The organism is Gordonia sp. NPDC003422, from assembly GCF_053588675.1.
The window spans coordinates 23644-45861 of the sequence record NZ_JBSFQL010000011.1 but is presented as its reverse complement, the minus strand read 5'-3'; the positions used below and the strand labels follow the sequence as shown (position 1 = coordinate 45861).

Sequence of the window (22218 nt, the reverse complement as noted above, 5' to 3'; positions counted from 1 at the left end):
CCGGGTGCATCGTGTTGGATGCAAGGGTGTCGCGTCGGTCGTGGGGTCTCGTGGGTGGTTGCGCCCTGACGGTGGTTGCCGTCGTCGGGCTCGCTGCGTCGTCGTCAATCGCTCCGCTCGAGGTGTCGCCCGCTGCGGTGGTGGCCGCTGAGAAGGCGCCGCCGCCTGCTCCCGGGGTTGCCGACCTGGTGCTGAGCTTCACCGGCGACAACATCCTCGGCACCGACGACAAGTTCTCCACCGCGTCGAGCCTGCCGACCCTCTGGCAGGAGAGCGGCCGCAAGCCGGACTACTTCTTCCGCAACGTCCGCCCGTACTTCGAGGCCGACGATCTCACCGTCGCCAACTTCGAAGTGGCGCTGACGAAGTGGCCGGAGAAGCGGTACAAGGGCGAGGGCGAGGTGTACCACTTCCACGGTGAGGCCGCGCTCGCGAAGACGTTGCCCGCCGGTGGGATCGACGTCGTCACCGTCGCCAACAACCACACCTTCGACTACGGGCAGCGCGGATTCGACGACACGCTCGCCGCGCTGCGCGCCGCCGGGATCGGGTACTTCGGTGCCGGCGAGGAGAGCGAGGGGTCGGATTACGACATGTCGCTGCTGCGGACGGTCAAGGGCGTCACGATCGGCCTCGTCGGATATCAGACGTGGACCGATTCCGACGCGATCGTCGCGAAGATCCGACGCGACTTCGCGCGGCTGCGGGCCGCGGGGGCCGACGTGGTGATCCCGTTCTTCCACTGGGGCATCGAATCCCAGCACACGCCGTATGAGGTGCAGACCCGACTGGCGCACATCGCGATCGACGCCGGCGCTGCCCTGGTGGTGGGCACGCACCCGCACGTGATCCAGTCGATGGAGATCTACCGCGGCAAGCTCATCGCCTACTCGTTCGGCAACTTCGCCTTCGGTGGCAATTCCAACCCGACCGACAAGCGCACCTTCATCCTGCAAGCGCGCCTGCACACCGTCGACGGCGAGGTGCGATCCGTCGACTATCGGGTGATCCCGACGCGGGTGTCGCGGACCGAGAGCTACAACGACTACGTTCCCACCCCCTACCGTGGCGACGAGAAACAGCAGGTCCTCGCCTTCATCAACGGCTTGTCGCCGACCTTGGCCGGACGTGCCGAGGATGCGTTCGTGCCCGTCGTCCCACCCCGGCCGCGCCTGCCGAAGGCGACGGTGCAAGCCCGGCCCGCGGGCTGAGGGTCGAGCGAAACCCTTCCGGTGCGCTATCCCCACCGTTAACGTTGCCCCCATGACCCCCACCAGAATGCGACGCGCACGGATCACCATCGCCTGTGTGGCCACGGCCGTGGCCACCGCCATGACGGCCTGGACTGCACCGCACGCCGACGCGGCGCCACGCCTGCAGGTGACCACATTGGCGTCGAACCTGAACATCCCGTGGGATGTGGAGGCCGCCCCGGACGGGACCGCGCTGCTGACCCAACGTGCGGGCGGATTCGTGGCCATCCGGCCCGACGGTCGGGAGATCTCGGTCGCCGCCGATCTGTCGCGGGTGTTCGCGGTCAAGGAGGCGGGTGTCATGGGCCTCGCCCTCGATCCGGGCTTCGCGCAGAACCGGCGGTTCTACACCTGCCAGGCCGAGGTGACCCGGCCTGGTGCGCCGTCGATCCCGGGTGAAGTCGCGAATCTGCCTCTGCCGTGGCCCAATACGGGTCAGGTCATCAACGTGGTGGCCTGGCGGATCAGCGGTGATTGGATTCGCGCCCATCGCGAGCGCACGGTGCTGTCGGGAATCCCGGTCAACGCGTCGGGGCGGCACGCGGGTTGTGGACTGACCGCGTCGGGCAGGTCACTGTGGATCGGCACCGGCGACAACGCCATCCCGGGTAACCCACAGAGCTGGAACTCACTGGGCGGCAAGGTGTTACACGTCAATCTGAATGGCACTGCCGCAGCGGGGAATCCGAATCCGCGCAGCCCGATCTACAGCTTGGGGCACCGCAACGTGCAGGGCGTCGCGGTGCAGCCCGGCACCGGACGCGTGTACGCGATCGAGCAGGGCACCGACCGCGACGACGAACTGAATCTGCTGCGCTCCGGCGGCAACTACGGCTACCGGCCCGACCGCGCACCCGTCATCTACGACGAGTCCGTGCCGATGACCGATCCCGTCCGCGTTCCGGGCGCGATCGGGGCGGTGTGGCGTTCAGGGTCGTCGACGATCGCCACACCCGATGCGACGTTCCTGCCGTCGACCGGGTGGGGCCCGTTCAGCGGTGGCCTGGTGATCTCGGCGTTGAAGGGTAAGCGTCTCGTGTTCGTGCGGTTGTCCGCGGATGGTCGTCGGACGGTGTCGGTGGTCGAGGCCCTGCAGGAACGATACGGTCGGCTGCGCGCGGTGGCCGTGGCCCGCGATGGGTCGCTGCTGGTGACCACCAGCAACGGCGGCAGCGCCGACAAACTGTTGCGCGTGCGTTGGGTGGGCTGACGCGGATGTGCGACGACTCGGTGGTCCGTCACGCACATGACGAAGCCCGACGACTGTCTCGCCGACAAGCACTCCGTGTGGCGGCCGGGGTCGCGACCGGCGTGTCGGCAGCAGCGGTTGCGGGGAGCGCGGTCGGGTCACCGGCGATGGGTGTGCCGGCCGGGCGTGTGGTGGACCTGACGCATGTGCTGTCACCGTCATTCCCGAGGTGGCCCGGCAATGCTCCGTTCGCGTCGGTGCCGACATCGCGTGTCGGCGCGAGCAATTCGGGGTACGCGACCAACTGGGTGTCGTTCGCCGAGCACTCCGGCACGCATGTGGATGCGCCGGCGCACAAGATCGGAACCGGGATCACCGTCGATCGGATCGACCCGGCCGACCTGGTGGCGCCGCTGGTGGTGGTGAGCATCGCCGGTCGGGCACGACGAGATCCACGGACCGTGCTCACCGAGGCCGATCTGGTGGCATTCGAGAAACGGCATGGTCGAATCCCGCGGGGCTCACTCGTCGCGCTGCACACCGGCTGGCAGCCGCGGACCGGCGGGGCCGACGCCGCGGGCTTCTCCGGTGCGGCCGTGCGAATGCTTGTGGCCGAGCGAGCCGTGGTCGCGATCGGCACCGACACCCTCAGCGTCGACATCCGTGACGCCACCGCCGCGCACACCGCCATCCTCGGTTCCGGTCGGTACGCGGTGGAGGCGCTCGCCAACCTGACCGCGGTGCCGGCGGTCGGGGCGACGGTCGTGGTCGGGGCACCACGGTTCGCCGGCGGGACCGGCGGACCGGCGCGGGTCCTTGCACTGCGCTGATTGATCTCGATACGGTGTCGCCCTCCGCTGGTCGATCGCCATCGGGCGGAGCCACCCACGCTGGTCGAGTCGCACCCCACGCTGGTCGAGCAACCCTCGCTGGTCGAGCCGACTCCGAGCCCCTGGGCGAGGCGTCGTGTCGAGACCACTTGGTGAGCCAACAACGTCGGCAACCCCCTTTGACCAGGCACAACACCAGCACAACGATTCTTGTCAGACCCTCGCGATAGTCTGTTCTCAGTTCACGAAATGACTGCGCAACTTCTTTGATGACAGTGCTGATGACGACGGTTTGTTGACCCTTGTCGCTCGAAAGGCGCTGCGCGTGTTCACCTTCACCGATCCCGTGGCCGATGACGCGGCGATCCGCGCTGCCTCCACGTTGGGGTTGGAACAGCACGCTCTGCGCGAACTGCGCCACACCCGCCGCGCCGAAGCCCGCACGGTGCTGCTGGCCCACAAGATCGGTCACAGCGTCTACAACGACATGCTGGGTGACCCCGACCCCCACCGCGCTGACCCGGTAGCAGCGGAGAAGGCCGCGTCGGGGAAGCGTCACTGCGGGTGGGGGTGTCGCGCTCGACCGCGCACCGCTGGATCGAGCTGGGCATCGCCCTGACCGGAATGGATCGGGTTCGGTTGGCCTACCTGGATGGGGATCTCGCGACGTCGCGGGCGTTGGTGATCACCCGCGTCCTGGAAGTACTCGCGGAGTCGGTGCGTGTGGAGGTGGAGCCGCTGGCGTTGGAGTTGGCGGCGCGCCCCACTCTGGATACGACGTTGCGGTCGCAGTTGGCGGAGTTGATCATCACCCTCGACCCCGATGCTGCCGCGGATGCGCGCGAGGATTTCGGCGACCGCCACCAGAACGTGATCGTGCGTGACGATGCGCATGGCCACGCCAGTATTGATGCGACGGTGCCGGCCGAGCATGGCGAGTTCCTGCGCCAACGTCTCGCCCAGCTGATCGAGGTGCGGGTGTGCCGCCACGACCCGCGCACCCTGGGACGTCGGCGGGTCGCCGCGTTGGCCGAACTGCACGGCCTACCCGGTGCGCGATTGACGTGTGAATGCGGGCGGGCCGATTGCGACGCCGACCCTCGCCGTCACTCCGCATGGTTCACTCCGACTCGACTCGGTAAGAGCATCCCCGAACCGCTGTGCGTCGGTTGGCCCGCCGAGTTCGACGACCACGAACTCCTCGCCCCCGATCCGAGCCACGAGCGCGGAATTGCCGCTGGCGCCGGTCAATGTGGCGGCGACGGCGATCAGGACTCGGTCTCCTGCTTCGTGACCGTGGGTGTCGTTGATCAACTTGAACCTGTCGAGATCGATGACCGCCATCATCACATCGACGCGGCGGTGGGTGTGATCGCCGGCGAGCTCCTTGGCACGAACTTCGAGGCCGCGACGATTGAGCAGGCCGGTGAGTGCGTCGACGTCGGAGTTCACGGCGTCGGGCGCCAACGTCTTCATCAGCAGGTGACAGATCATCGGGACGATCGTGATCCCCCCAGGACGGCGAGAAGTTTCGATACTGCCAAGACCGGATCGGCTTCCTCGGCTATGCGCACAGCCAATACCGCCGCCACCGGGACAGCGACCGCAATGACGAACACGATCACGCGGACCGAATGGAAGATCACGGCGTAGCCGGCGAGGATCCCGAACAGTCCGCACGCGGCGATGGACGACATCGGGTCGGATTCGATCAGACACGACACCGCCATCAACAGTGCGGACACCATGACAAACACCGTCGACTGCGTCCGCGATGGCCATTTCAAGCGAAACCAGAAGGTGGCCGTGACACCGCAGCCGACGATCACTGCGATCGCTGCGATTCGTTGCGGAGGACCCGCAGACGGGCCGGCCGGGGTGAGCATCATCAGGGCCTCGATCCCGCCCAGGAACGCGACGGCTCCACCGACGAGCATGGCGGCAGGACGCGACAGTCCCCTGGTGGCCAGATACGACTCCAGCCACGCGTAATGGTCGGGTCTCGACCACCACGTCTCGAGTCGGCTCGGCACCTTTCTCGCCTCCCGTTGCACGAGTGGTGCACGACCTTCCTGCACACCACGGCTACGCCCCCTGGCGTCTGTCCGTTCTCGGGGCACTCCTTGTCGGGCGTCCCCGAATGCCGCGTGACGTGGCCAACATCGTAAAACCCGGTCTGGCGGATAACGAAGGCACTCAGAGAATCCTCGCTCACAGAATCCTCCCAGCCTCCTTCCAGCGCCGGGGGAGACCGCGGCTCCACTCTGGACGCAACGATCCCAGAGAAGGAGCAACGATGACCGCAGTATTGGAGCGGACGCAGACGCCACCCGAGGTGGCGCCGCCGTCCGCCGACGACAGGCCGGACGGCCGCTCGCGCCTGATGCGCTGGAGCCCATTCGCCTTGACCGGCCTGCTGATCAGCACCGCCGTGCTCTATCTGTGGAACCTGTCGGCGAGCGGCTATGCCAACACCTTCTACGCCGCCGCCGCGTGGGCGGGTTCGGAGAGTTGGAAGGCGTGGCTGTTCGGTGCGCTGGACCCCGCGAACTTCATCACGGTCGACAAACCGCCGGCGTCGCTGTGGGTGACCGGCTTGTCGGTCCGCCTGTTCGGCATGAACAGCTGGGCCGTGCTGGTGCCGCAAGCTCTGATGGGTGTCGCAGCGGTTGCACTCGTGTACTGCGCGATGCGACGCACCTTCGCCGATCCGAAGCTGGGTACCGCTGCGGGCCTCATCGCCGGTGTGATTCTGGCGTTCACGCCTGCTGCCGCGCTGATGTTCCGCTTCAACAACCCCGACGCTCTGCTCGTCCTGCTGATGGTCGCCGCGGGCTACGCGCTCACCCGGGCCATCGCGACGAACTCTGGTCGTTGGCTGGCGCTGGTGGGCGTTGCCCTGGGCTTCGCTTTCCTGACCAAGATGCTGCAGGGCCTGCTGGTGCTGCCCGCCTTCGCGCTGGCCTACCTGCTGTTCGCCAACAACGGCTGGCTCAAGCGCATCGGCCATCTGGTCATGGCCGGTGTCGCACTGGTGGTGTCGGCGGGCTGGTTCGTGGTGGTGACCATGCTGGTCCCCGCGTCGTCGCGGCCCTACATCGGCGGCTCGACCGACAACACCTTCATGGATCTGGTGTGGGGCTACAACGGAGTCGGACGCATCAGCGGCGGCAACGGACCCGGCGGCGGTGGTCAGGCCGGCGGATCGTTCGGCGGCGAGACCGGCCTGTCCCGGCTCTTCAGTTCCGAGATGGGCAACGAGATCTCGTGGTTGCTCCCGGTCGCACTGCTGGCCCTCGCCTTTGCGGTCTACGCGATGATGCGCAGCTTCCCCGGCTTCCGATTCACCGGTCGGGTATCGCGGGTCGAGTCGGGAGCGGTGGTCGCGTGGGGCGGCTGGCTGCTGGTCACCGGACTCATCTTCAGCTTCATGAGCGGCACCATTCACCCGTACTACACGGTGGCGCTTGCTCCGGCGATCGGCGCACTGATCGGTATCGGCGCTGTCATGGCGTGGCGTCGGCGTGACCATTGGGACGGTCGCATCACGCTCGCCGGGATGATCGGGCTCGCCGCATGGTGGTCGATCGTGCTCCTCAACCGCAACGACTTCGGACCGCAATGGTGCCGGTGGCTGATCGGTACCGCGGCTGCGGCGGCGGTGATCGGAATCCTCGTCGGTGCCACCCTCGGCATGCGCAAACTGCTCGCGACCAGCCTGATCGTCGGATCGCTTGCCGGTGCGGGCGGAACGGTCGGCTTCGCCATCGCGACAGCCGCGACCCCGCACAGCGGCTCGATCCCGAACGCGGTGAACACCTCGATCGAGGGCGGCATGGGTGGTCCCGGTGGCGCTCGTGACGGGGGCGCTCGTGACGGGGGCCAGGGCGCAATGCCTCCCGGTCAGACGGGTCAGACCCAGACCGGTCAGACCCAGCCGAGCGCCGACGGTGCAGGTCAGCGCCGTGGGGGTATGGGCGGTCCGGGTGGTGACATGTCGTCGAACACCGAGTTGGTGAACCTACTCAAGGCCACCGACACGACGTGGGCGGCAGCGACCAACGGTTCGCAGTCCGCGGCCGGTATCGAGATCGCCACCGGCACTTCGGTGATGGCGATCGGCGGGTGGAGCGGAGACCCCGCGCCGACACTCGACGAGTTCATCGCCTACGTGAAGGCCGGGAAGATCGGCTACTACATCGGTGGCGGCCAGGGAGGTCCCGGCGGCAATTCCGAGATCGCAACCTGGGTTGCCGAGAACTTCACGGCGACCACGGTCGGCGGGACGACGGTGTACAAACTCACCTGATCACGCTCACGCAGCGAGCCCAGACCACGGCATGGTCTGGGCTCGCTTGCTGTTCGGAACCGACGGTTCAGCAACCCACCCGCCGACGTCGTCGGCGATCGTGGAGGCGGGAAGAGTGTGGTTTCTGGGTTCGCGACACGCCGACGAGCACTCGGACGAGGGTGGTCGTCCGGTCGGGGGGTCGCATTGAAAATGGGGGAAGAAGCTTCGTCCCCTACCCCCAGAGTCCTCCCCTTGAAATTTCTCGGGGACGACTGTGAACCTCGCGGAAGAAACTCTTCCCCTAGATTTTGCTAGCACGACACCGATGCATTTCCCCAGTTCAGAGGCTAAACGCAGTACTCTTCACATCAGTTCAGGTCGTAGTGGAAGGTGATCGGGTACCCGTCGTCGCTGTGCCCGGAGATCTCGATCTCGGCGTAGCCGGTCGCATTGGCGAGGCCTCCGTTGCCCAGCCCGGGAATGATGTCGAGCCGTCCGCTGACCTCCATCCCCGCGTGCTCACCCACACTGCGCAGCACGAGGCTGCCCTCGTGTCCGTCGATCGACCCGTCGAACGCCAGGAACGCCATCGTCGGTGCGCTCGACTCCCGGTTGTAGGCGATGAGCGACGCCTCGACGCCGTGCCCGGACACGTCTCCGTGGTAGTCGTATTCGACGTCGGCGCGGGTGAATCCACGTGCCGGATAGGCGACACCACCCATGTCGATGGTCTCGTCGTCGGCCTGGTGCACAGTTGTCTCGTTCCACGAGCTCACGGTGAATTTGCCGGTGCTGGTGTGCGTCATGATGTTCTCCTCTCGGTACTCGACCAGTGTGAAACGGCGAGTTGTGCCGGGTATTGAACAAACGCGACACTGGGATAATGGCGAACGGCCTCGGGCGGGGTGAGCGGGCGATCCTGCATCCGTCGCGGGCCGCGGCGATCGATGTTCGACGGTTCACGCCGCCTCCCGACCTCGCCCACTGGGTCGACTACTTCTGGATCGTGCGGTGGCAGGCCGAGGAACCCCACACGCAAGCGGTGATCCCGCAGCCGGTCATTCATCTGGCTGCAGAGACCAGCCGCGTAATGGTGCACGGTGTCGGCGACAATCGTTTCTCGCGCACCCTCACCGGTACCGGTCATGTCCTGGGTGTGGCGTTGCGGCCGGGCGGATTTCGGCCGATCTTGGGGCGTCCGGTGAACTCGGTGACCCGTTCGGTGACCCCGATCGGCGACCTCCTGGGGTTCGACGACCGACCGCTGGCCCGACGTCTGCTGCGCCGTGATGCGACCGACGAGGACATCGTCGCCGTCGCGGAGGAGTGGTTGCGCGGGCTGCGACCGGAGCGGGATCCGATGGTCGACGCGGTGGCCGGCCTGGTGGCCGCCGCCGAGCACGACCACACCATCACTCGAGCCGACCAGCTCGCCGAGCAGGCCGGGATGAGCCTGCGGACCCTGCAGCGAGTGTTCGGCGACTATGTCGGGATCGGGCCCAAATGGGTCGTCCGGCGGTTCCGTCTGCTCGATGCCGCGGCGGCCGCCAACAGCGGTGCCGACGTGGACTGGGCGACGGTGGCAGCCGACCTCGGCTTCAGCGACCAGGCGCATCTCACGCGGTTGTTCACGGAGGTAGTCGGAACACCTCCGGCGTCCTATCATCGGGGCGAGCGAAGCGACGGGGAATGTGACCGGGGCGAGCGAAGCGACGGGTGATGTGACCGGGGCGAGCGAAGCGACGGGTGATGTGACCGGGGCGAGCGAAGCGACGGGGAATGTGACCGGGTCCAGCGAAACACAGGAGATCAGACGTGACCGGACGCATCACCGAGTATCGCAGGGGCTCATGGACATTCGACGTCGTCGACGAGGGTCCGCTCGTCGGCATCCCCATTGTGCTGTTGCATGGGTTTCCGCAGCGGGCGGCGTCCTGGGGCCGTGTGGCACCGCTGCTGCATGCGAAGGGTTTTCGGACCTACGCCCCCGATCAGCGTGGATACTCGCCGCGGGCGCGGCCGCGGCGACGTCGTGACTATCGACAGTCCGAATTGGTCGATGACGTTCTCGCGCTGATCGACGAGATCGGAACGCCCGATGTGCACGTGGTGGGTCATGACTGGGGAGCGATGGTCGCGTGGGCGCTGGCCATCCGGGAACCCGATCGGGTGCGCACGCTGACGACATTGTCGGTGCCGCATCCGGGTGCGTTCCTCGCCGCGATGCCGCGCGGTCAGATCCTCAAGTCCTGGTACATGCTGTTGTTTCAGATCCCGTGGCTGCCCGAGAAGTTGCTCGCCCTCGGTCTCCGGCAACCGGGTGCCGCACGGAAGGCTGGACTGCCCGAATCCGACGACGACCACCTGGCAACCGACATCGTCGCCTACGGGGCGTTGCCGGGGGCGCTGAACTGGTATCGCGCGATGCTGATCCCCGACAAGCGCCTGCGTATGCGACGAGTGCACGTTCCCACGACGTATGTGTGGAGCGACGGCGACGTCGCACTCGGACGTACGGGTGCCCGGCTGTGCGGCTCCTGGGTGGATGCGCCCTACGAGTTCGTCACGCTGCGTCGTGCCTCGCACTGGCTGCCCGAGACCCGGCCGGCCGAGGTGGCGAAGGCAATCATCGACCGCGCGGCCACGGCAGACGAACGTGCGATGCAGTCAGCCGTCGATCTGCCGGCGATGACGCCGACGAAGGACGACGAGGAGCGCGCCGAGCAGGCCGATTAGGGCGGCGACGACGATCGGCGCCGTGCGGTTGGGCGTCGGCAACTCGGTGGGTGCGCCCGATCGCAGTTGAGCGAAGGTTGCGCGCTGGGCATCCGACTCGGCAACCACGTCGACCGGACGCGACGAGACGTTCGTGCTGCTCACCTCGGTCGGCGGATTGCTCGCTGCGAGTTGGTCGACTTCTGGTTGGGCGACTTCTGGTTGGACGCTGTCGGACCGGACTTCCGGCGGCGCGGTCTTCGGGGGAGCCGTCGACGCCGGCCCTGACGGTCCGCCCGCAGCCTTCTTCGCGGGTGCTTTCTTGCCCGGCACCGTTTTGGCAGTGGCCTTCTTGGCCGGCACCTTTTTGGCAGTGGCGTTCTTTGCCGGAGCCTTCTTGGCCGGCACCTTCTTGGCCGCAGCTTTCTTCGCGGGTGCCTTCTTCGCAGGTGCCTTCTTCGCCGGGGTCGCCTCCCCTCGGGGTTCCGGGTTGGCTGGTGGGTCCGGCTCGGTCATCTCGATGCGCTCCTCGCGTCGTTGCTGCGCGGTTGGTGCCGATCCTAGTGGTATGCCTCAGGCCCGGACACCGAGTCGTGCCAGGATATCCGCGTCGATGGCGGCCAGCTCGTCGTCGATGGATTGATGCGCGGTCCGCCGCTGATTCGGCGGCATGGATTCGGCGGCGTCGACCGCGACGGCCAGGTTGTCCAGCCGCGCCGTCATCGCCTTGACGAAGTCGTCGGAGTCGGCGCTGCGGTCGGTCGTGGTGACCTTGTCCAATGCGGTGCGGGTGGTGGCGATCCGGGCCGACAACGTTGCGCCGTGTCCGGAGAACTGCCGCAGCACCTCCGGGGACACGCCGGCCCGACCGGCCTGCAACGCGGTGATCCGACCACGGCCGGCCACCGCGGCGCGATACACGATCGGGACGGCGATCGGGGCCACGATCCGCGCGACGGTCAGGTACCGGCGCACACTCGCCGGGCTCAGCGCCTTCGCGTCGGCAGCGGCCTTGGCCTCGACCTCGATCTTCTTCGCCTCGGCCTTGGCCACCTTGGCCTGGTTCTTGCTGATGTGGTCGGAGTTCTTGCGCTGGGCCTTGAGCTCCTTCTTGAAGTACTTGTGCTCGGCCTTGCGTCGATCCTTCTCCGAGCGACGCCGATCCTTGGCCTCGAGCTTCGCTTCGAGCTTCGCCTTGGCCTTGAGTGCTTTTGCCTCCGCCTTGCGTTGCGCGCGGCTCTTACCGTCGGACGAGAACACACCCATTCCAATGACCTTTCACTGCCGGCTCACGTTGCTGGTACAAGCATTACATAGGGTGGAAACGCGCCCGGACAAACGGAAAGAAGGTGCCGTGCCTGCAGTGGTGTTGGCGCCCCGTGATCTCGCCGGATGCGAGCACCGGCTGGCGCTCGACTTCGAGCATCCGGTGCTGGTCGGTGACCGACGCGATGCGCCCGGGGTCCTGCGTCGCAAGGAGGCGGCCGCGTCCCTCCGATCCGCGGTAGGCGAGCTGCTGCGCGGCATCCACAGCGACCACCCCGAGACCTTTGTCGCGATCAGCCCCGACGCCGACGCGGCGGCGCGTGCGCGGGCAACGCTCGACGCCTGCGCCGCCGGGGCGCGATGGATCTGGAACGCCACGCTGCCCGTCGACCTCGAGGCCGGCCGACGCGGACACGCGGAACTGTTGATTGCTCACGGCGACGGCTACGTGCCGGTGATCGTGGTGAATCACCGAGTCACGCAAGCGGCCAAAACTATACTGTCAGAAGAGGTTCGCGCACCATCGCTGGTGACGAGTCCGTTGTGGGTGTGGGCGCCGAACCCGGATCCGTACCGGACGGGTCGCCCCAACCGGCGTGATGCACTGCGTCTTGCGCATCTGGTCGCGATGCTCGACGAACTCGGCTTGGGCTCGACCGCCGACCCTCAGGACGCGGTGGGAGGCGTGATCGGCATGGATGCCGACTGCATTGTGGTCCATGCGGTCGGCCGCACGCTCGATGACTACGGACGCGTCCTGGAACGTCGGAAAAGAATTGCTGCTCAAGCAGTTCCAACTGTCGCGCGGCGAGTCGGAGAATGCCGGTCGTGTCCCTGGTGGGGTCGTTGCGAACCCGAACTCGTCGAGCGCCGCGACGTCAGCCTGGTGGCATCGGGAAATCAGTGGAATGCCCTGGAAGACATCGGAATTCAGACGATAGACCAGCTGGCCCACTACCATGGCGATGCGCCGGACAGGTGGCCGGGCAACGTGCGTTTCGACGATGCGATCGTCAACGCGATCGCTTGGTTGACCGACACCGCGCTGGTCCGACGCGTAGATGAACCGACCGTCGTGCGGGCCGACGTCGAGGTCGACGTCGACATGGAGAGCTTTGGCGAGCACGGCGCGTATCTGTGGGGGACGCTGCTCACCGACAACACCGAACCGGACGTCATGGTGCGGTATCGGCCGTTCGTCACCTGGGATCCGCTGCCCACCACAGACGAGGCGCGTTCGTTCGCCGAGTTCTGGAGTTGGTTGATCGGCGTTCGAGAGGCAGCACACGGGGCAGGGAAAACCTTTGCGGCCTACTGCTATTCGGAGCAGGCGGAGAATCGCTGGCTGTTGGCTTCGGCGGACCGGTTCGCCGGTTCGCCGGGCATTCCGTCGCGCGCCGACGTGGAAGCCTTCATCGCATCACCCGAATGGGTCGACATCTATGCCGCCGTCGGCCGCAACTTCATCTGCCCGAATGGCAAAGGCCTCAAGCGCGTCGCGCCGGTGGCCGGCTTCGCCTGGCGTGACGTCGACGCCGGTGGTGAAGCGTCGATGGAGTGGTACAGCGCGGCAGTGGGTCTCGGGCCCGGTCCGGTGGACTTGACCCAACGCGCGCGTCTGCTCGAGTACAACGAGGACGACGTGCGCGCCACAAAGGTGTTGCGGGAGTGGATCACCGACAGAGCGGCCAACGACGTCCCCCACGAACGCGAGCTGCTGGCCTTCCGGGCCGGACCGGACGCGGCGTCAGGCCCGCATGTTGCGGAGAGCGTCGAGGAACGAACCGCTGCCCAGGAGGGCGAGCGCGCCGAGTAGCAACAGCGCCCCGGGGGCGATGCCGATGATGAACCGTCGAATCCCGGCCAGGGTGGCGGGTTGGTCGGACGTCGGCGCGAGGGCCTGGGCCGGGTGGGCGGGGTAATTCGGTGCCGCGGGTTGCTGCTCGTTGGCGACAGGTGCCCGCACGGCCGACGCGGGCACGTTCGGGGGGGCCTGCGGCGCCGCGGCGGCCGGACCTGCCCCGCCGGTGTCATCGGGTCCCCGACCACCGGGAGGTGCGACGGCGATCACCGGACCGGCCGGCTGTCTCGATTCCTGCGGTTTCGACTGCTGGGTTTTCGTCGGTTGTGATCTCGACGGGGTCCGGTCGGCGCCCGGCCCGTCGACCCGGGTCTGGGTGGAGGTGGTCGTTGTCTTGGTTGGCGGGGTCTTGGTTGGCGGGGTGTACGTGTGGCCGCCGGCGTGCCCGCTCGTGGCCGTCGGCGACTCGGCCGTTTCGGTGTCGCTTCCCGATGGACCCGAGGTGTCCGACGGATCGGGCGTCGAACCGGTGGGGTGATGACCGCCTGGTCCGTGGTTGCCGTGGCCGTGCCCATTGCCACTGCCGTGCCCGTGTCCGTGGCTGCCGGACCCGGGATTGTGGTGCCCGGGACCACCGGGTCCGTGGTTGCCGGCTCCCCCGGGGTCGTGCGGGCCACCAGGCGCGCCCGAGTCGTCGTTACTGCCGTCGCTACCGTCGTCGTCGCTGTTGTTGTTGCTGTTCTCGCTGTTCGAGTCGGAATCGTGATGCCCAGACCCGGCCGGTCCGGGACCGCCGGGCCCTGGCGCCGACGCACCCAGGCCCGCTGCCAGCGTGAGCGCCAGAAGCGCGAACACCGCGATCAGGGCAGCGATGAGCCGCTGTCGCACGCGTGGCGAGCGCGAGGGCTCGGCGCGGTGTGTCATGCGTCCTCCGGCGTAGAATGGTGTCTGTATGTACCTTATGTTCACTTCAGCGTTGTCACGGTGTCACCAAAATGCGGCCATCTTGCAACCGTTCGTCGGCCCAAAGTGTGAACAACGCCACACCTTGGATCGTTACACCATTGCGAGAGGTGACACGCATCGGGGCATCCCTTCAGGTACGTTCTGATCGTAACGAGCGTTGCAATCGGGCTGCATTGCGGGCTTTAATGTTTGCAAGTTCAAATTTTGGGTTTTGGAGATTTCTGTGATGACTGCAGGAGGGACGGAGAAGCCGATGGTCGACACCGGCCGCACCGACGCCGATATCGCGGTGTCGAACGAAAAGGCTGCACTCGATCCGGGCCTGTTTGCGCGACGTCTGGAAGAGCTGTTTCGGACGGTGCCGGGGCCAAACGGCCGCGCGTACAGCGCGAAGGCGATCGCTCAGCGGTCGACCGAGCGCGGATTCCGGCTCGGCGAGTCGTACCTGAGCCAACTACGGTCGGGTAAGGCCAAGTCGCCCTCGTTCCGCACGGTCGAGGGCATCGCCGCCGCGTTCGGCGTCGACGTGCACTACTTCCTCGAGGATCGCGCCGCCCAGCGCACTCGCGACGAGATCGACCTCATGCGCCTGCAGGCCGACACCAACGTTCAACTCGCCGCCTTCCGGCTCGCGGGCCTGTCGAGCGACTCGGTGACCGTGGTCAACGAGCTGATCAAGGTCCTGCGCGAGCAGCAGGGTCTGCCCAAGGATCCGCCGGACGTGATCGCGGCGGGACTCACCGATGACGAAGCACTCGCCGATTCTCGGCTACGTGTGGTGGGCGGGCAACCACACGAGGACTGACCTCATGTGGTGACCCGGGGGGATCCCATGCGTCGGAGCGTTCGTGAGTTGCGCGCACTGTGTCGTAACACGCTGCGCGGTCTCGACCTCGACCTGCCGCTCGACGTCACCCAGTTGTGCGATCGCCACGGCGAACGACGCGGCAGGCCGATCCATCTCGTGGCGCATCCGCTCCCCGTGGGCGCCCCCAACGGCGTCTGGCTGGTCGCCTCGGATGCCGACTACTTCTTTCACCAGGCAAACACCTCCCGGCTGCATCGCGACCAGATCGTCATTCACGAATTCGGGCATCTCATCGCCGGACACCAGGTACTCGGCGACCTGTCCGCGCTGACCGACGCCGGGCCGACGCGCGACGAATCCGAGGCCGCGCTGCGTCACACCTGCTACTCCGACGACCGTGAGTGGGAAGCGGAAATGCTGGCGTCGATGATCCTGAGCTGGGCAGAAGAGGCCGGTGCTGCGGTGGGCACAACGGCAACACACGACGGTTTACGAGGGCTGCAGAAACTCTTCGGCGGCCATCGTGGATGGTTGTAGGTGTGTCGGTCAGCATCGGTGTCGTCAACGTCGTCGCGTTGGTGGTCTTCGCGGTGGCTTTTTGCTGGCGACTCGACCAGATCCGTCGTCAGGGTTGGGGGCTGCAGCCGCTGGCCATGACGATCGCGATCACCGCGCTCACGCTGGCATTTGTGGTGTCGGAGTCGTCGGTTGCCGCAGCGCTCGACGCGGCGCTCTTCACGGGTGCCTCTCGAGTGGTCTTCTACGCTCTGCTCGCGCTCGGGGTTGCCGCCCTCGTTGTGGTGTTCTTCTTCCCGGGGCAGCTGTCGCGGGAACGCCGCGCGGGTATGGAGGCGCTGCCGCTCGTGGTGGCGTTGATCGGGCTGCAGGTCACGATGCTGGTGATCCCGGTGGAGATCCGCACCGCGTCGATGAGCGAGTGGACGGCGAAGAGCTGGAGTTTCGCGGTATTCTTCCTCATCGCGAGTGGCTACCTCGCGTATGGCTTCATCGCCTGTGTCCGCAACGTGCGGAAGTTCTTTCTGGAGGCCGACGGTTATCTGCGGGTGTCGCTGGGCCTGCTCGTCGTCGGCCTGGGTCTTCTGGCGCTGGGCTCGCTGGTGCAGATCGTCTTCGTGATCGGCTCGGCCGCGGGATTCCTCCGCGTGCCCTGGCTGCTGAGTACGAGCGGGGTGCTCGCGGTCCTCGGCGTGGTCGCGTTCCTGGTCGGCGTCAGCTATCCGATGGTCTATGCGAAAGTGCAGTCGACTCTGGCCAACCGTCGTCGGAGACGCGTCGACACCGAACTCCTGCCGCTGTGGCGACTACTGACCGACGCGGTACCCGAGGTGGTGCTACCCGACACCGGACAGATGACCCCCACCACCCGCGTGCATCGTCGAGTGGTCGAGATCAGGGATGCGCTGACCCAGATAAGTCCCTGTCTGCCAAGGGCTTTCGAGTATGCGGAGCCGGCGGTGCAGGCGCGGATGCTCCGGGGCGCGATCACCACCTACACCACGGAGCCGGTGAGCGGCGCGGTGCGTGACGTCGTGCCCGACGAGGGTGTGGGGCTGGAAGACGACGCCGCACCCCTCGTCCGACTCTCGCAAGCACTCGCCGACGACGCGATGGATCTGGCGAGATAGCCACCGCCACTCCCGTCGGTTATCTGTACGCCTCAACCCGACCAAGTGCACTATGTACTTGGCCAGCCTCCCAGGTACAGATTTCCGGAGGTCGCTGCAGTGGTCACCCAACTCCCCGAATCAGCGCGGCGCCATCCGGATGGCACCGTCCATCCGGATGGTCTCGCCGTTGAGGTAGTTGTGCGTCACGATGAACTCCGCCAGCTGCGCGTACTCGTCGGGCTCGCCCAGACGCTGCGGGAAGGGGATGGCCTCGGCCAGCGTCTTCTGGAACTCCGGCGTCACCCCGGCGAGCATGGGGGTGCTGATGGTGCCGGGAGCGATGGTGCACACTCGCACGCCGATCCGGGCCAGGTCGCGGGCAGCGGAGATGGTCATCGCGTGCACGCCACCCTTCGACGCGGCGTAGGCGATCTGCCCGATCTGGCCCTCGAACGCGGCCACCGATGCCGTGTTGATGATCACGCCGCGCTGGCCGTCACCGTCGATCGGGGACTCCTCCTGCATGCGGTTGGCCGCCAGGCGCAGGACGTTGAAGGTGCCGACCAGGTTGATGTTGATGATCTTCTGGAAGAGATCGAGTTCATGCGGACCCTGCTTGCCCAGGATGCGGGCCGCCCAGCCGACGCCCGCGCAGTTGACCGCGACGCGCAGCGGTGCGCCCGACTCGGCGATCGTGTCGATGGCGCCCTGGACGTCGGATTCGCTGGTGACGTCGGCGGCGATCAGGGTGACACCGCCGACGGGTGCCGCCTTGTCGATGGAGGCCTGCAGGTCGAGGCCGAAGACCTGTGCGCCGGCAGCGGCGAATCGTCGTGCGGTAGCGGCACCGAGGCCGGAAGCACCACCGGTCACCAAGACGGATGAACCCGAAACGTCCATGTTTCTACGCGTCCTTTCGAGACGATGAGACCGGAATTCCGGTCGCGATCACCCTCACCCTAAACAGTCGTCGGGTCCGGTTCGGCAGCAACCCCCGCAATTACCGAGCGATCGGTCGGGATTCGGCGTCCTCGGTGATGTGCTCACTGCGGTGAACGCGATGGATGTAGAACGCCCCGAGTCCGACGATCACCACAGTGGCAGAGACCGTCGCAGCGATGGCCGGCGCCGACGCACCGATGAGGCCCTCGGCGATCAGCCAGGCGGCGAAACCGAAGAACAGGACGGCGGCGCCGATCGCGATGGTGCGTTCGGGCAGGTGCTTGCCGAGTACCGCCCCGATGCCGATGGCGAGTGCGTCGGCGGCGACCATGCCCAGCGTCGAGCCGATCCATACGCCCAGCCAGTCGTGGCCGGTCGAGAGGGTGATGGTGGCGAGCATCGTCTTGTCGCCGAGTTCGGCCAGGAAGAACGCCGACATCACCGCGAAGAACACCGACGCGCCGACCCGGTTCGCCTTCGACGATTCGTCGTCGTCGAGGTGATCGCCGCGCAGCGTCCACAAGCCAAAGATCAGCATGGCCAGACCGGCCAGCACCGACATCAGATCGGTGGGGATCGACAATCCCAGGAAGTGCCCGAAGAACACCGACACCGCATGCACCGCGGTGGTGGCCACGGTGATCGCGGCCAGCACCACCCACCACCTATAGCGGAGGGCATAGGTCATCGCCATCAGCTGTGACTTGTCGCCCAGTTCGGCGACGAAGATCACGCCGAAACTCAGTAGCAGGGCAGCAATCATGTTCGCCAGGTTAGATAACCCTCACTTCGACGCGCAACTCATCGCGCAGCCTCATTTCCGCAGGTAGGAGGCACAAAAATCAAAGTTCGGGGACCCGGAAACGCGGGTTCGGAAGCTCTCAGGCCGCGAGCAGCATCGCCAGGACAGCGGTGTCGGGGTCGGCGTTGGGGTCGATGCCCACCTGGTTGCGCAGGTTCACCACGGTGCCGTCGGCCTCCGCCTCGGCCCATCCGGCCCGATGCTCCAGACCCAATTCCGGCAGGCCGGGCAGGAGGACACACCCCGACGCCACGTCCGCGCATTCGGGCAACGACGGACGGGTTCGCGACGGCGGATGCAGCATGAACAGCGCGGGCGGGTTGGTGAGGAAACGTCCGGCTTCGATGAAGCTGTCGTCGACGACGTTGCCGACGGCGAGCATCATGCCGACGGCGTCGTCCTCCGCGTCGTCGGGCCGCTCCTCGACCACGCCGAAGATCGTGGTGGTGGGCAGAAAGCCTGGGCGGCAGGCAATGCGGACGGATGCGACCAGCGTCTGCGTCCACTCGAGAGTCGACTCGGGCCAGCGGCCGGAGATCAGAATCCCGTTCAACAGACCCTCCTGATGAAACGGGGTAAGGCCGATCGGAATGGACTGCATCAGATCCTCCCTCCACAGCGCGGCCGGGGCTCATTCGGCCCGCTCGCTTCGCTCCCGGCGCCGGGTGTGAACCCGGTCTCGTGAATATGCCTCCGGCAGGGACTGTGGACAACTCGAAACACCGGGTTGTGACGCTTCTTTTACACGCGGTAAACCGATCAGTAGACGGACAGGGTCGTCGGATCGTCGGCCCGACCAGGCACACTGGATCGGGTGAAGAACTCGCCACCACTGCGGCCGATGGAGATCGCGTCCATCGCCATCTTCGGTGGTCTTACGGTCGCCGCGGTGGTGGTTGCCGCGGTCATCCCCCTGGCCCAGGCCGCCGGACTGCTCGCTCCGGTGCCGCTGGCGCTCGTCGCGGCCCGTACTCGCCCGCGCGCACTCATCGCCGCAACGGTGGCGACCACGCTGGTTGCCTTCGCGATGGCCGGGACGGGCGCGATGGCCACCGTCGTCGGGTCTGCGCTGGTCGGCGGAATCGTCGGTGACCTCAAACGGCGCGGCCGGGGGCTCGGCAGCATCCTGCTCGCCACGCTGATCGCGTCGCCGCTGATCGGTGGGCTCTCGGTGATCGCGCTCCTGATCCTGGTGCCGCTGCGCAACCTCGCGATCGAGGCCATGACCAATTCGATCAACGGTGTCGCCAAGTGGCTGCACCGCTGGGACCCGCTGTCGTGGCTGGGGGACTGGCTGGAGACGGTGAGTCAGAGCCTCGCGTCGCATTGGTGGGTGTGGATCTGGGTGTCGGGCACCGTCGGAACCGCGGTGTCGTTGCTGGTGGCGTGGTGGATTCTGGGCGCCGTCATCCGGCGTCTCGCGGATGTGCCGAGCGAGGACACCCTGGCGTCGGACCTGACGTCCGACGACGAGCACGACATCGCGCCGCTGCCCTTGCGCGCCACCGATGTGGGTTTCGCCTACCGGGCGGGTGCCCGCCAGGTGTTGCACGACGTCGACCTGACGATCGAGAAGGGCGAGTTCGTCGCGATCGTCGGCGCCAACGGTTCGGGCAAGTCGACGCTGGCCAAGGTGCTGGCCGGTCGGGCGCCCACCACCGGCTCGATCACCCGGCCGGGACTGGCGGGCCTCGGGCAGCGCGGGGGTACCGCGATGGTGCTGCAGCGACCGGAGACCCAGATGCTGGGTTCCCGTGTCGCCGACGACCTCGTCTGGGGACTTCCCGCGGATGCCGACGTCGACGTCGAGGCGTTGCTCGCGGAAGTGGGGTTGGCCGGGCTCGGCCAACGCGAGACCAGCGATCTGTCCGGCGGGCAGCAGCAGCGTCTCGCGATCGCCGCCGCGCTCGCCCGCGATCCGGCTCTGCTCATCGCCGACGAGGTGACCTCGATGGTCGATCCGCTCGGGCGCGAACAGTTGCTGGAGTTGCTGGCCGGGTTGCCGGCGCGGCGCGGGATCACGGTCGTGCTGATCACGCATCGTGGAACCGAGGCCGCACGGGCCGACCGCGTCATCCACCTCGTCGACGGTCGGGTGGTGCCGCACGCACCGGATTGGGTGCCGACCGGCGTGACCGAGGACGAACCCGTTGCAGCTTCGACGCTGCACGTGCGGCCCCATCACGCGCCCCCGGAACCGCTGCTGGTGGTCGACCACGTGGGGCACGCGCATCTGGCGGGTTCGCCGTGGGAAGTGGTTGCGCTGCAGGATGTCTCGCTGACCGTGCATCGTAGCGACGGGGTGTTGATCGTCGGCGGAAACGGTTCGGGGAAAACAACTCTCGCGTGGATCATGGCAGGTTTGATCGCGCCGGGATCGGGCACGGCCACGCTCGACGGCGCTCCGGTGACCGGTCAGGTGGGCAAGGTCGGACTCGGCTTCCAGCATGCGCGGCTGCAACTGCAGAAGGCGACGGTCGGCGACGAGATCATGGCGGCCGGCGGCGACAAGGTGGGCACGGCCGAGGTGGCCCGGGTGCTCGAACTCGTGGGCCTGCCCCGGGAGATGGCGACCACCGGCGTCGACGCGCTGAGTGGTGGACAGATGCGCCGCGTGGTGCTGGCCGGTCTGATCGCCCGGACCCCGCAGGTGCTGGTTCTCGACGAACCGCTCGCCGGGCTCGATCCCTATGCGCGACAAGAGATCGTCGACCTGCTGGCCCGGCTACGACGCGACGGGCAGACGATCGTGATCATCTCGCACGATTTCGAGGCGCTGGACAGCGTGTGCGATAGGCGGGTTGAACTCGTCGACGGTCGGCTCGACGCAGGGGCCGCGCTTGCCGGAGGTGCCCGATGACACGCACCGGAGGTCTCCGATGACACGCACCGGAGGTGCCCGATGACAATGCGGATGGTGCCGCTTCGGCAGGTGCCGGGCAACTCGTTTGTGCATCGGCTGTGGGCCGGGACGAAACTCCTGATCGTGCTGATCCTGGGGATCATGACCTGGGTGCTGCCGTCGTGGCCTGCCCTCGGGATGGTGGCCGCGGTCGTGTTGCTGACCGCACTTGCCGCGGGAATTCCGTTGGGCGCGTTGCCGCGTCCGCCGTGGTGGTTCTGGGGTCTGATCGGTGTGGGGGTCGCGGTCAACGCGTCGTTCGCCGGTCTGCCTGCGGTGCTGGTCTTCCTGCGCGCCGTGGCATTGGGCCTGGTGTTGGTGGGGATCTCCATCCTCGTCATCTGGACCACCCCGATGGCCGAGGTCGCACCTGCTCTCGCGCGGCTCATGCGGCCGCTGCGCTGGTTCCGGCTCCCCGTCGACGAGTGGGCGGTCGCGATTGCGCTGTGCCTGCGTGGTCTGCCGATGCTCATCGAGGAACTGCGCATGCTGCGCGCCGCCCACAAGCTGCGCCCGGTCACCAAGGGCCGCACCGATCATCCGTCGGCCGAGATGGGGATCATGGACATGATCACCGCAGCGATGTCGTCGGCCCTTCGACGCAGCGCCGAGATGGCCGAGGCGATCACCGCGCGTGGCGGCACCGGCCGGCTCACGGCGTATCCATCGGGGCCGAAGCGTGCGGATTTTGTTGCGCTGGCGGTGGTCGCGGTCGCGTGTGGGGTGGCGATCGTGGCGACGATCCTGCTCTGATCCCATCCGCGCCCTGAGTGCGGGCCTCACGACCGTCGGCCTGGCCGACAGGTCGGATATGTCCGTCCCTGC

The 22218-nt window shown here is 67.1% G+C and carries 23 protein-coding genes; 13 read left to right on the top strand and 10 right to left on the bottom strand.

From position 1 onward, the window contains the following. Positions 1-14: 14 nt before the first annotated feature. The 4 genes from ACWDTF_RS11425 to ACWDTF_RS11410 all read left to right on the top strand — a co-directional run bounded on the left by ACWDTF_RS11425 (position 15) and on the right by ACWDTF_RS11410 (position 3891). Positions 15-1211, top strand: a complete 1197-nt coding sequence (locus ACWDTF_RS11425) for a CapA family protein (protein ID WP_449754441.1) — start codon at positions 15-17, stop codon at positions 1209-1211. Between the two features lie 52 nt (positions 1212-1263). Beyond that, a complete protein-coding gene (locus ACWDTF_RS11420) occupies positions 1264-2463 on the top strand; it encodes a PQQ-dependent sugar dehydrogenase (RefSeq protein WP_449754390.1) in 1200 nt (399 codons plus the stop codon). A 5-nt stretch (positions 2464-2468) separates the two neighbouring features. Next, entirely contained in the window at positions 2469-3272 is an 804-nt protein-coding gene (locus ACWDTF_RS11415; protein ID WP_240857393.1) for a cyclase family protein, read from the top strand. A 325-nt stretch (positions 3273-3597) separates the two neighbouring features. Beyond that, positions 3598-3891, top strand: coding sequence for a hypothetical protein (locus ACWDTF_RS11410; RefSeq protein WP_449754445.1), 294 nt, complete (start codon positions 3598-3600; stop codon positions 3889-3891). Here the strand turns inward: ACWDTF_RS11410 and ACWDTF_RS11405 are convergent. From ACWDTF_RS11405 to ACWDTF_RS11395, 3 genes are read right to left on the bottom strand one after another with little or no spacing between them, the layout of a single operon-like run. Continuing rightward, positions 3828-4262 carry a hypothetical protein gene (locus tag ACWDTF_RS11405; RefSeq protein WP_449754389.1) on the bottom strand — a complete coding sequence of 145 codons (435 nt, stop codon included), beginning with the start codon at positions 4260-4262 and terminating at the stop codon, positions 3828-3830. The genes ACWDTF_RS11410 and ACWDTF_RS11405 overlap by 64 nt on opposite strands. Positions 4263-4316: 54 nt before the next feature. Further along, complete coding sequence (locus ACWDTF_RS11400) at positions 4317-4748, bottom strand: GGDEF domain-containing protein (protein ID WP_449754440.1); 432 nt, start codon at positions 4746-4748, stop codon at positions 4317-4319. Between the two features lie 14 nt (positions 4749-4762). After that, positions 4763-5305 carry a hypothetical protein gene (locus ACWDTF_RS11395; RefSeq protein ID WP_240857390.1) on the bottom strand — a complete coding sequence of 181 codons (543 nt, stop codon included), beginning with the start codon at positions 5303-5305 and terminating at the stop codon, positions 4763-4765. Positions 5306-5568: 263 nt separating this feature from the next. Between ACWDTF_RS11395 and ACWDTF_RS11390 the strand changes: the two genes are divergently transcribed. After that, the gene (locus ACWDTF_RS11390) at positions 5569-7581 is read left to right on the top strand and encodes an ArnT family glycosyltransferase (protein WP_240857389.1); all 2013 of its coding nucleotides are present in this window, start codon (positions 5569-5571) and stop codon (positions 7579-7581) included. Positions 7582-7931: 350 nt separating this feature from the next. Here ACWDTF_RS11390 and ACWDTF_RS11385 read toward each other — a convergent pair whose 3' ends face one another. Further along, positions 7932-8369, bottom strand: a complete 438-nt coding sequence (locus ACWDTF_RS11385) for a DUF3224 domain-containing protein (RefSeq protein ID WP_449754388.1) — start codon at positions 8367-8369, stop codon at positions 7932-7934. 77 nt (positions 8370-8446) lie between these two features. Here ACWDTF_RS11385 and ACWDTF_RS11380 point away from each other — a divergent pair, with 77 nt between their 5' ends. Beyond that, a complete protein-coding gene (locus tag ACWDTF_RS11380) occupies positions 8447-9283 on the top strand; it encodes an AraC family transcriptional regulator (RefSeq protein WP_449754387.1) in 837 nt (278 codons plus the stop codon). 95 nt (positions 9284-9378) lie between these two features. Next, entirely contained in the window at positions 9379-10299 is a 921-nt protein-coding gene (locus ACWDTF_RS11375; RefSeq protein WP_449754386.1) for an alpha/beta fold hydrolase, read from the top strand. Here ACWDTF_RS11375 and ACWDTF_RS11370 read toward each other — a convergent pair. Beyond that, complete coding sequence (locus ACWDTF_RS11370) at positions 10231-10794, bottom strand: histone H1-like repetitive region-containing protein (RefSeq protein WP_240857385.1); 564 nt, start codon at positions 10792-10794, stop codon at positions 10231-10233. The two genes, ACWDTF_RS11375 and ACWDTF_RS11370, sit on opposite strands and share 69 nt — an antisense overlap. A gap of 57 nt (positions 10795-10851) precedes the next feature. Further along, a complete protein-coding gene (locus tag ACWDTF_RS11365) occupies positions 10852-11544 on the bottom strand; it encodes a DUF6474 family protein (protein WP_240857384.1) in 693 nt (230 codons plus the stop codon). A gap of 88 nt (positions 11545-11632) precedes the next feature. Here ACWDTF_RS11365 and ACWDTF_RS11360 point away from each other — a divergent pair, with 88 nt between their 5' ends. After that, the gene (locus ACWDTF_RS11360) at positions 11633-13360 is read left to right on the top strand and encodes a TM0106 family RecB-like putative nuclease (RefSeq protein WP_449754385.1); all 1728 of its coding nucleotides are present in this window, start codon (positions 11633-11635) and stop codon (positions 13358-13360) included. Here the strand turns inward: ACWDTF_RS11360 and ACWDTF_RS11355 are convergent. After that, the gene (locus ACWDTF_RS11355) at positions 13292-14269 is read right to left on the bottom strand and encodes a hypothetical protein (protein WP_240857382.1); all 978 of its coding nucleotides are present in this window, start codon (positions 14267-14269) and stop codon (positions 13292-13294) included. The genes ACWDTF_RS11360 and ACWDTF_RS11355 overlap by 69 nt on opposite strands. Positions 14270-14537: 268 nt before the next feature. On the opposite strand from ACWDTF_RS11355, the gene ACWDTF_RS11350 reads away from it, so the two are divergent. Genes ACWDTF_RS11350 through ACWDTF_RS11340 form a run of 3 tightly spaced genes read left to right on the top strand, consistent with a single transcriptional unit; the run spans position 14538 to position 16765 of the window. Then, on the top strand, positions 14538-15116 hold the full coding sequence (locus ACWDTF_RS11350; RefSeq protein ID WP_433257346.1) for an XRE family transcriptional regulator: 579 nt from the start codon (positions 14538-14540) through the stop codon (positions 15114-15116). 27 nt (positions 15117-15143) lie between these two features. Then, complete coding sequence (locus ACWDTF_RS11345) at positions 15144-15656, top strand: hypothetical protein (protein WP_355274971.1); 513 nt, start codon at positions 15144-15146, stop codon at positions 15654-15656. Beyond that, positions 15647-16765, top strand: a complete 1119-nt coding sequence (locus tag ACWDTF_RS11340) for an MAB_1171c family putative transporter (RefSeq protein ID WP_240857380.1) — start codon at positions 15647-15649, stop codon at positions 16763-16765. The genes ACWDTF_RS11345 and ACWDTF_RS11340 overlap by 10 nt, the downstream gene beginning before the upstream one ends. Positions 16766-16885: 120 nt before the next feature. Here the strand turns inward: ACWDTF_RS11340 and ACWDTF_RS11335 are convergent, their stop codons facing one another. The 3 genes from ACWDTF_RS11335 to ACWDTF_RS11325 all read right to left on the bottom strand — a co-directional run bounded on the left by ACWDTF_RS11335 (position 16886) and on the right by ACWDTF_RS11325 (position 19092). Beyond that, entirely contained in the window at positions 16886-17647 is a 762-nt protein-coding gene (locus ACWDTF_RS11335; RefSeq protein ID WP_240857379.1) for an SDR family NAD(P)-dependent oxidoreductase, read from the bottom strand. Between the two features lie 100 nt (positions 17648-17747). After that, positions 17748-18452, bottom strand: a complete 705-nt coding sequence (locus tag ACWDTF_RS11330; protein WP_449754384.1) for a TMEM165/GDT1 family protein — start codon at positions 18450-18452, stop codon at positions 17748-17750. A gap of 118 nt (positions 18453-18570) precedes the next feature. Next, positions 18571-19092, bottom strand: coding sequence for a peptidase (locus ACWDTF_RS11325; RefSeq protein ID WP_240857377.1), 522 nt, complete (start codon positions 19090-19092; stop codon positions 18571-18573). 240 nt (positions 19093-19332) lie between these two features. Here ACWDTF_RS11325 and ACWDTF_RS11320 point away from each other — a divergent pair, with 240 nt between their 5' ends. Then, complete coding sequence (locus tag ACWDTF_RS11320; RefSeq protein WP_449754439.1) at positions 19333-21351, top strand: ABC transporter ATP-binding protein; 2019 nt, start codon at positions 19333-19335, stop codon at positions 21349-21351. Between the two features lie 42 nt (positions 21352-21393). Continuing rightward, the gene (locus ACWDTF_RS11315) at positions 21394-22146 is read left to right on the top strand and encodes an energy-coupling factor transporter transmembrane component T family protein (protein ID WP_240857376.1); all 753 of its coding nucleotides are present in this window, start codon (positions 21394-21396) and stop codon (positions 22144-22146) included. Positions 22147-22218: the final 72 nt, after the last annotated feature.

Excerpts from the sequence above, each read along its gene's own strand:
- ACWDTF_RS11335 (WP_240857379.1), bottom strand. The coding sequence starts at position 17,647 with ATGGACGTTTCGGGTTCATCCGTCTTGGTGACCGGTGGTGCTTCCGGC.
- ACWDTF_RS11320 (WP_449754439.1), top strand. The coding sequence starts at position 19,333 with ATGGAGATCGCGTCCATCGCCATCTTCGGTGGTCTTACGGTCGCCGCG.
- ACWDTF_RS11315 (WP_240857376.1), top strand. The coding sequence starts at position 21,394 with ATGACAATGCGGATGGTGCCGCTTCGGCAGGTGCCGGGCAACTCGTTT.
- ACWDTF_RS11350 (WP_433257346.1), top strand. The coding sequence starts at position 14,538 with ATGACTGCAGGAGGGACGGAGAAGCCGATGGTCGACACCGGCCGCACC.
- ACWDTF_RS11345 (WP_355274971.1), top strand. The coding sequence starts at position 15,144 with ATGCGTCGGAGCGTTCGTGAGTTGCGCGCACTGTGTCGTAACACGCTG.
- ACWDTF_RS11390 (WP_240857389.1), top strand. The coding sequence starts at position 5,569 with ATGACCGCAGTATTGGAGCGGACGCAGACGCCACCCGAGGTGGCGCCG.
- ACWDTF_RS11420 (WP_449754390.1), top strand. The coding sequence starts at position 1,264 with ATGACCCCCACCAGAATGCGACGCGCACGGATCACCATCGCCTGTGTG.
- ACWDTF_RS11340 (WP_240857380.1), top strand. The coding sequence starts at position 15,647 with ATGGTTGTAGGTGTGTCGGTCAGCATCGGTGTCGTCAACGTCGTCGCG.
- ACWDTF_RS11380 (WP_449754387.1), top strand. The coding sequence starts at position 8,447 with ATGGCGAACGGCCTCGGGCGGGGTGAGCGGGCGATCCTGCATCCGTCG.
- ACWDTF_RS11325 (WP_240857377.1), bottom strand. The coding sequence starts at position 19,092 with ATGCAGTCCATTCCGATCGGCCTTACCCCGTTTCATCAGGAGGGTCTG.
- ACWDTF_RS11385 (WP_449754388.1), bottom strand. The coding sequence starts at position 8,369 with ATGACGCACACCAGCACCGGCAAATTCACCGTGAGCTCGTGGAACGAG.
- ACWDTF_RS11365 (WP_240857384.1), bottom strand. The coding sequence starts at position 11,544 with ATGGGTGTGTTCTCGTCCGACGGTAAGAGCCGCGCGCAACGCAAGGCG.
- ACWDTF_RS11330 (WP_449754384.1), bottom strand. The coding sequence starts at position 18,452 with ATGATTGCTGCCCTGCTACTGAGTTTCGGCGTGATCTTCGTCGCCGAA.
- ACWDTF_RS11370 (WP_240857385.1), bottom strand. The coding sequence starts at position 10,794 with ATGACCGAGCCGGACCCACCAGCCAACCCGGAACCCCGAGGGGAGGCG.
- ACWDTF_RS11415 (WP_240857393.1), top strand. The coding sequence starts at position 2,469 with ATGTGCGACGACTCGGTGGTCCGTCACGCACATGACGAAGCCCGACGA.
- ACWDTF_RS11400 (WP_449754440.1), bottom strand. The coding sequence starts at position 4,748 with ATGAAGACGTTGGCGCCCGACGCCGTGAACTCCGACGTCGACGCACTC.
- ACWDTF_RS11355 (WP_240857382.1), bottom strand. The coding sequence starts at position 14,269 with ATGACACACCGCGCCGAGCCCTCGCGCTCGCCACGCGTGCGACAGCGG.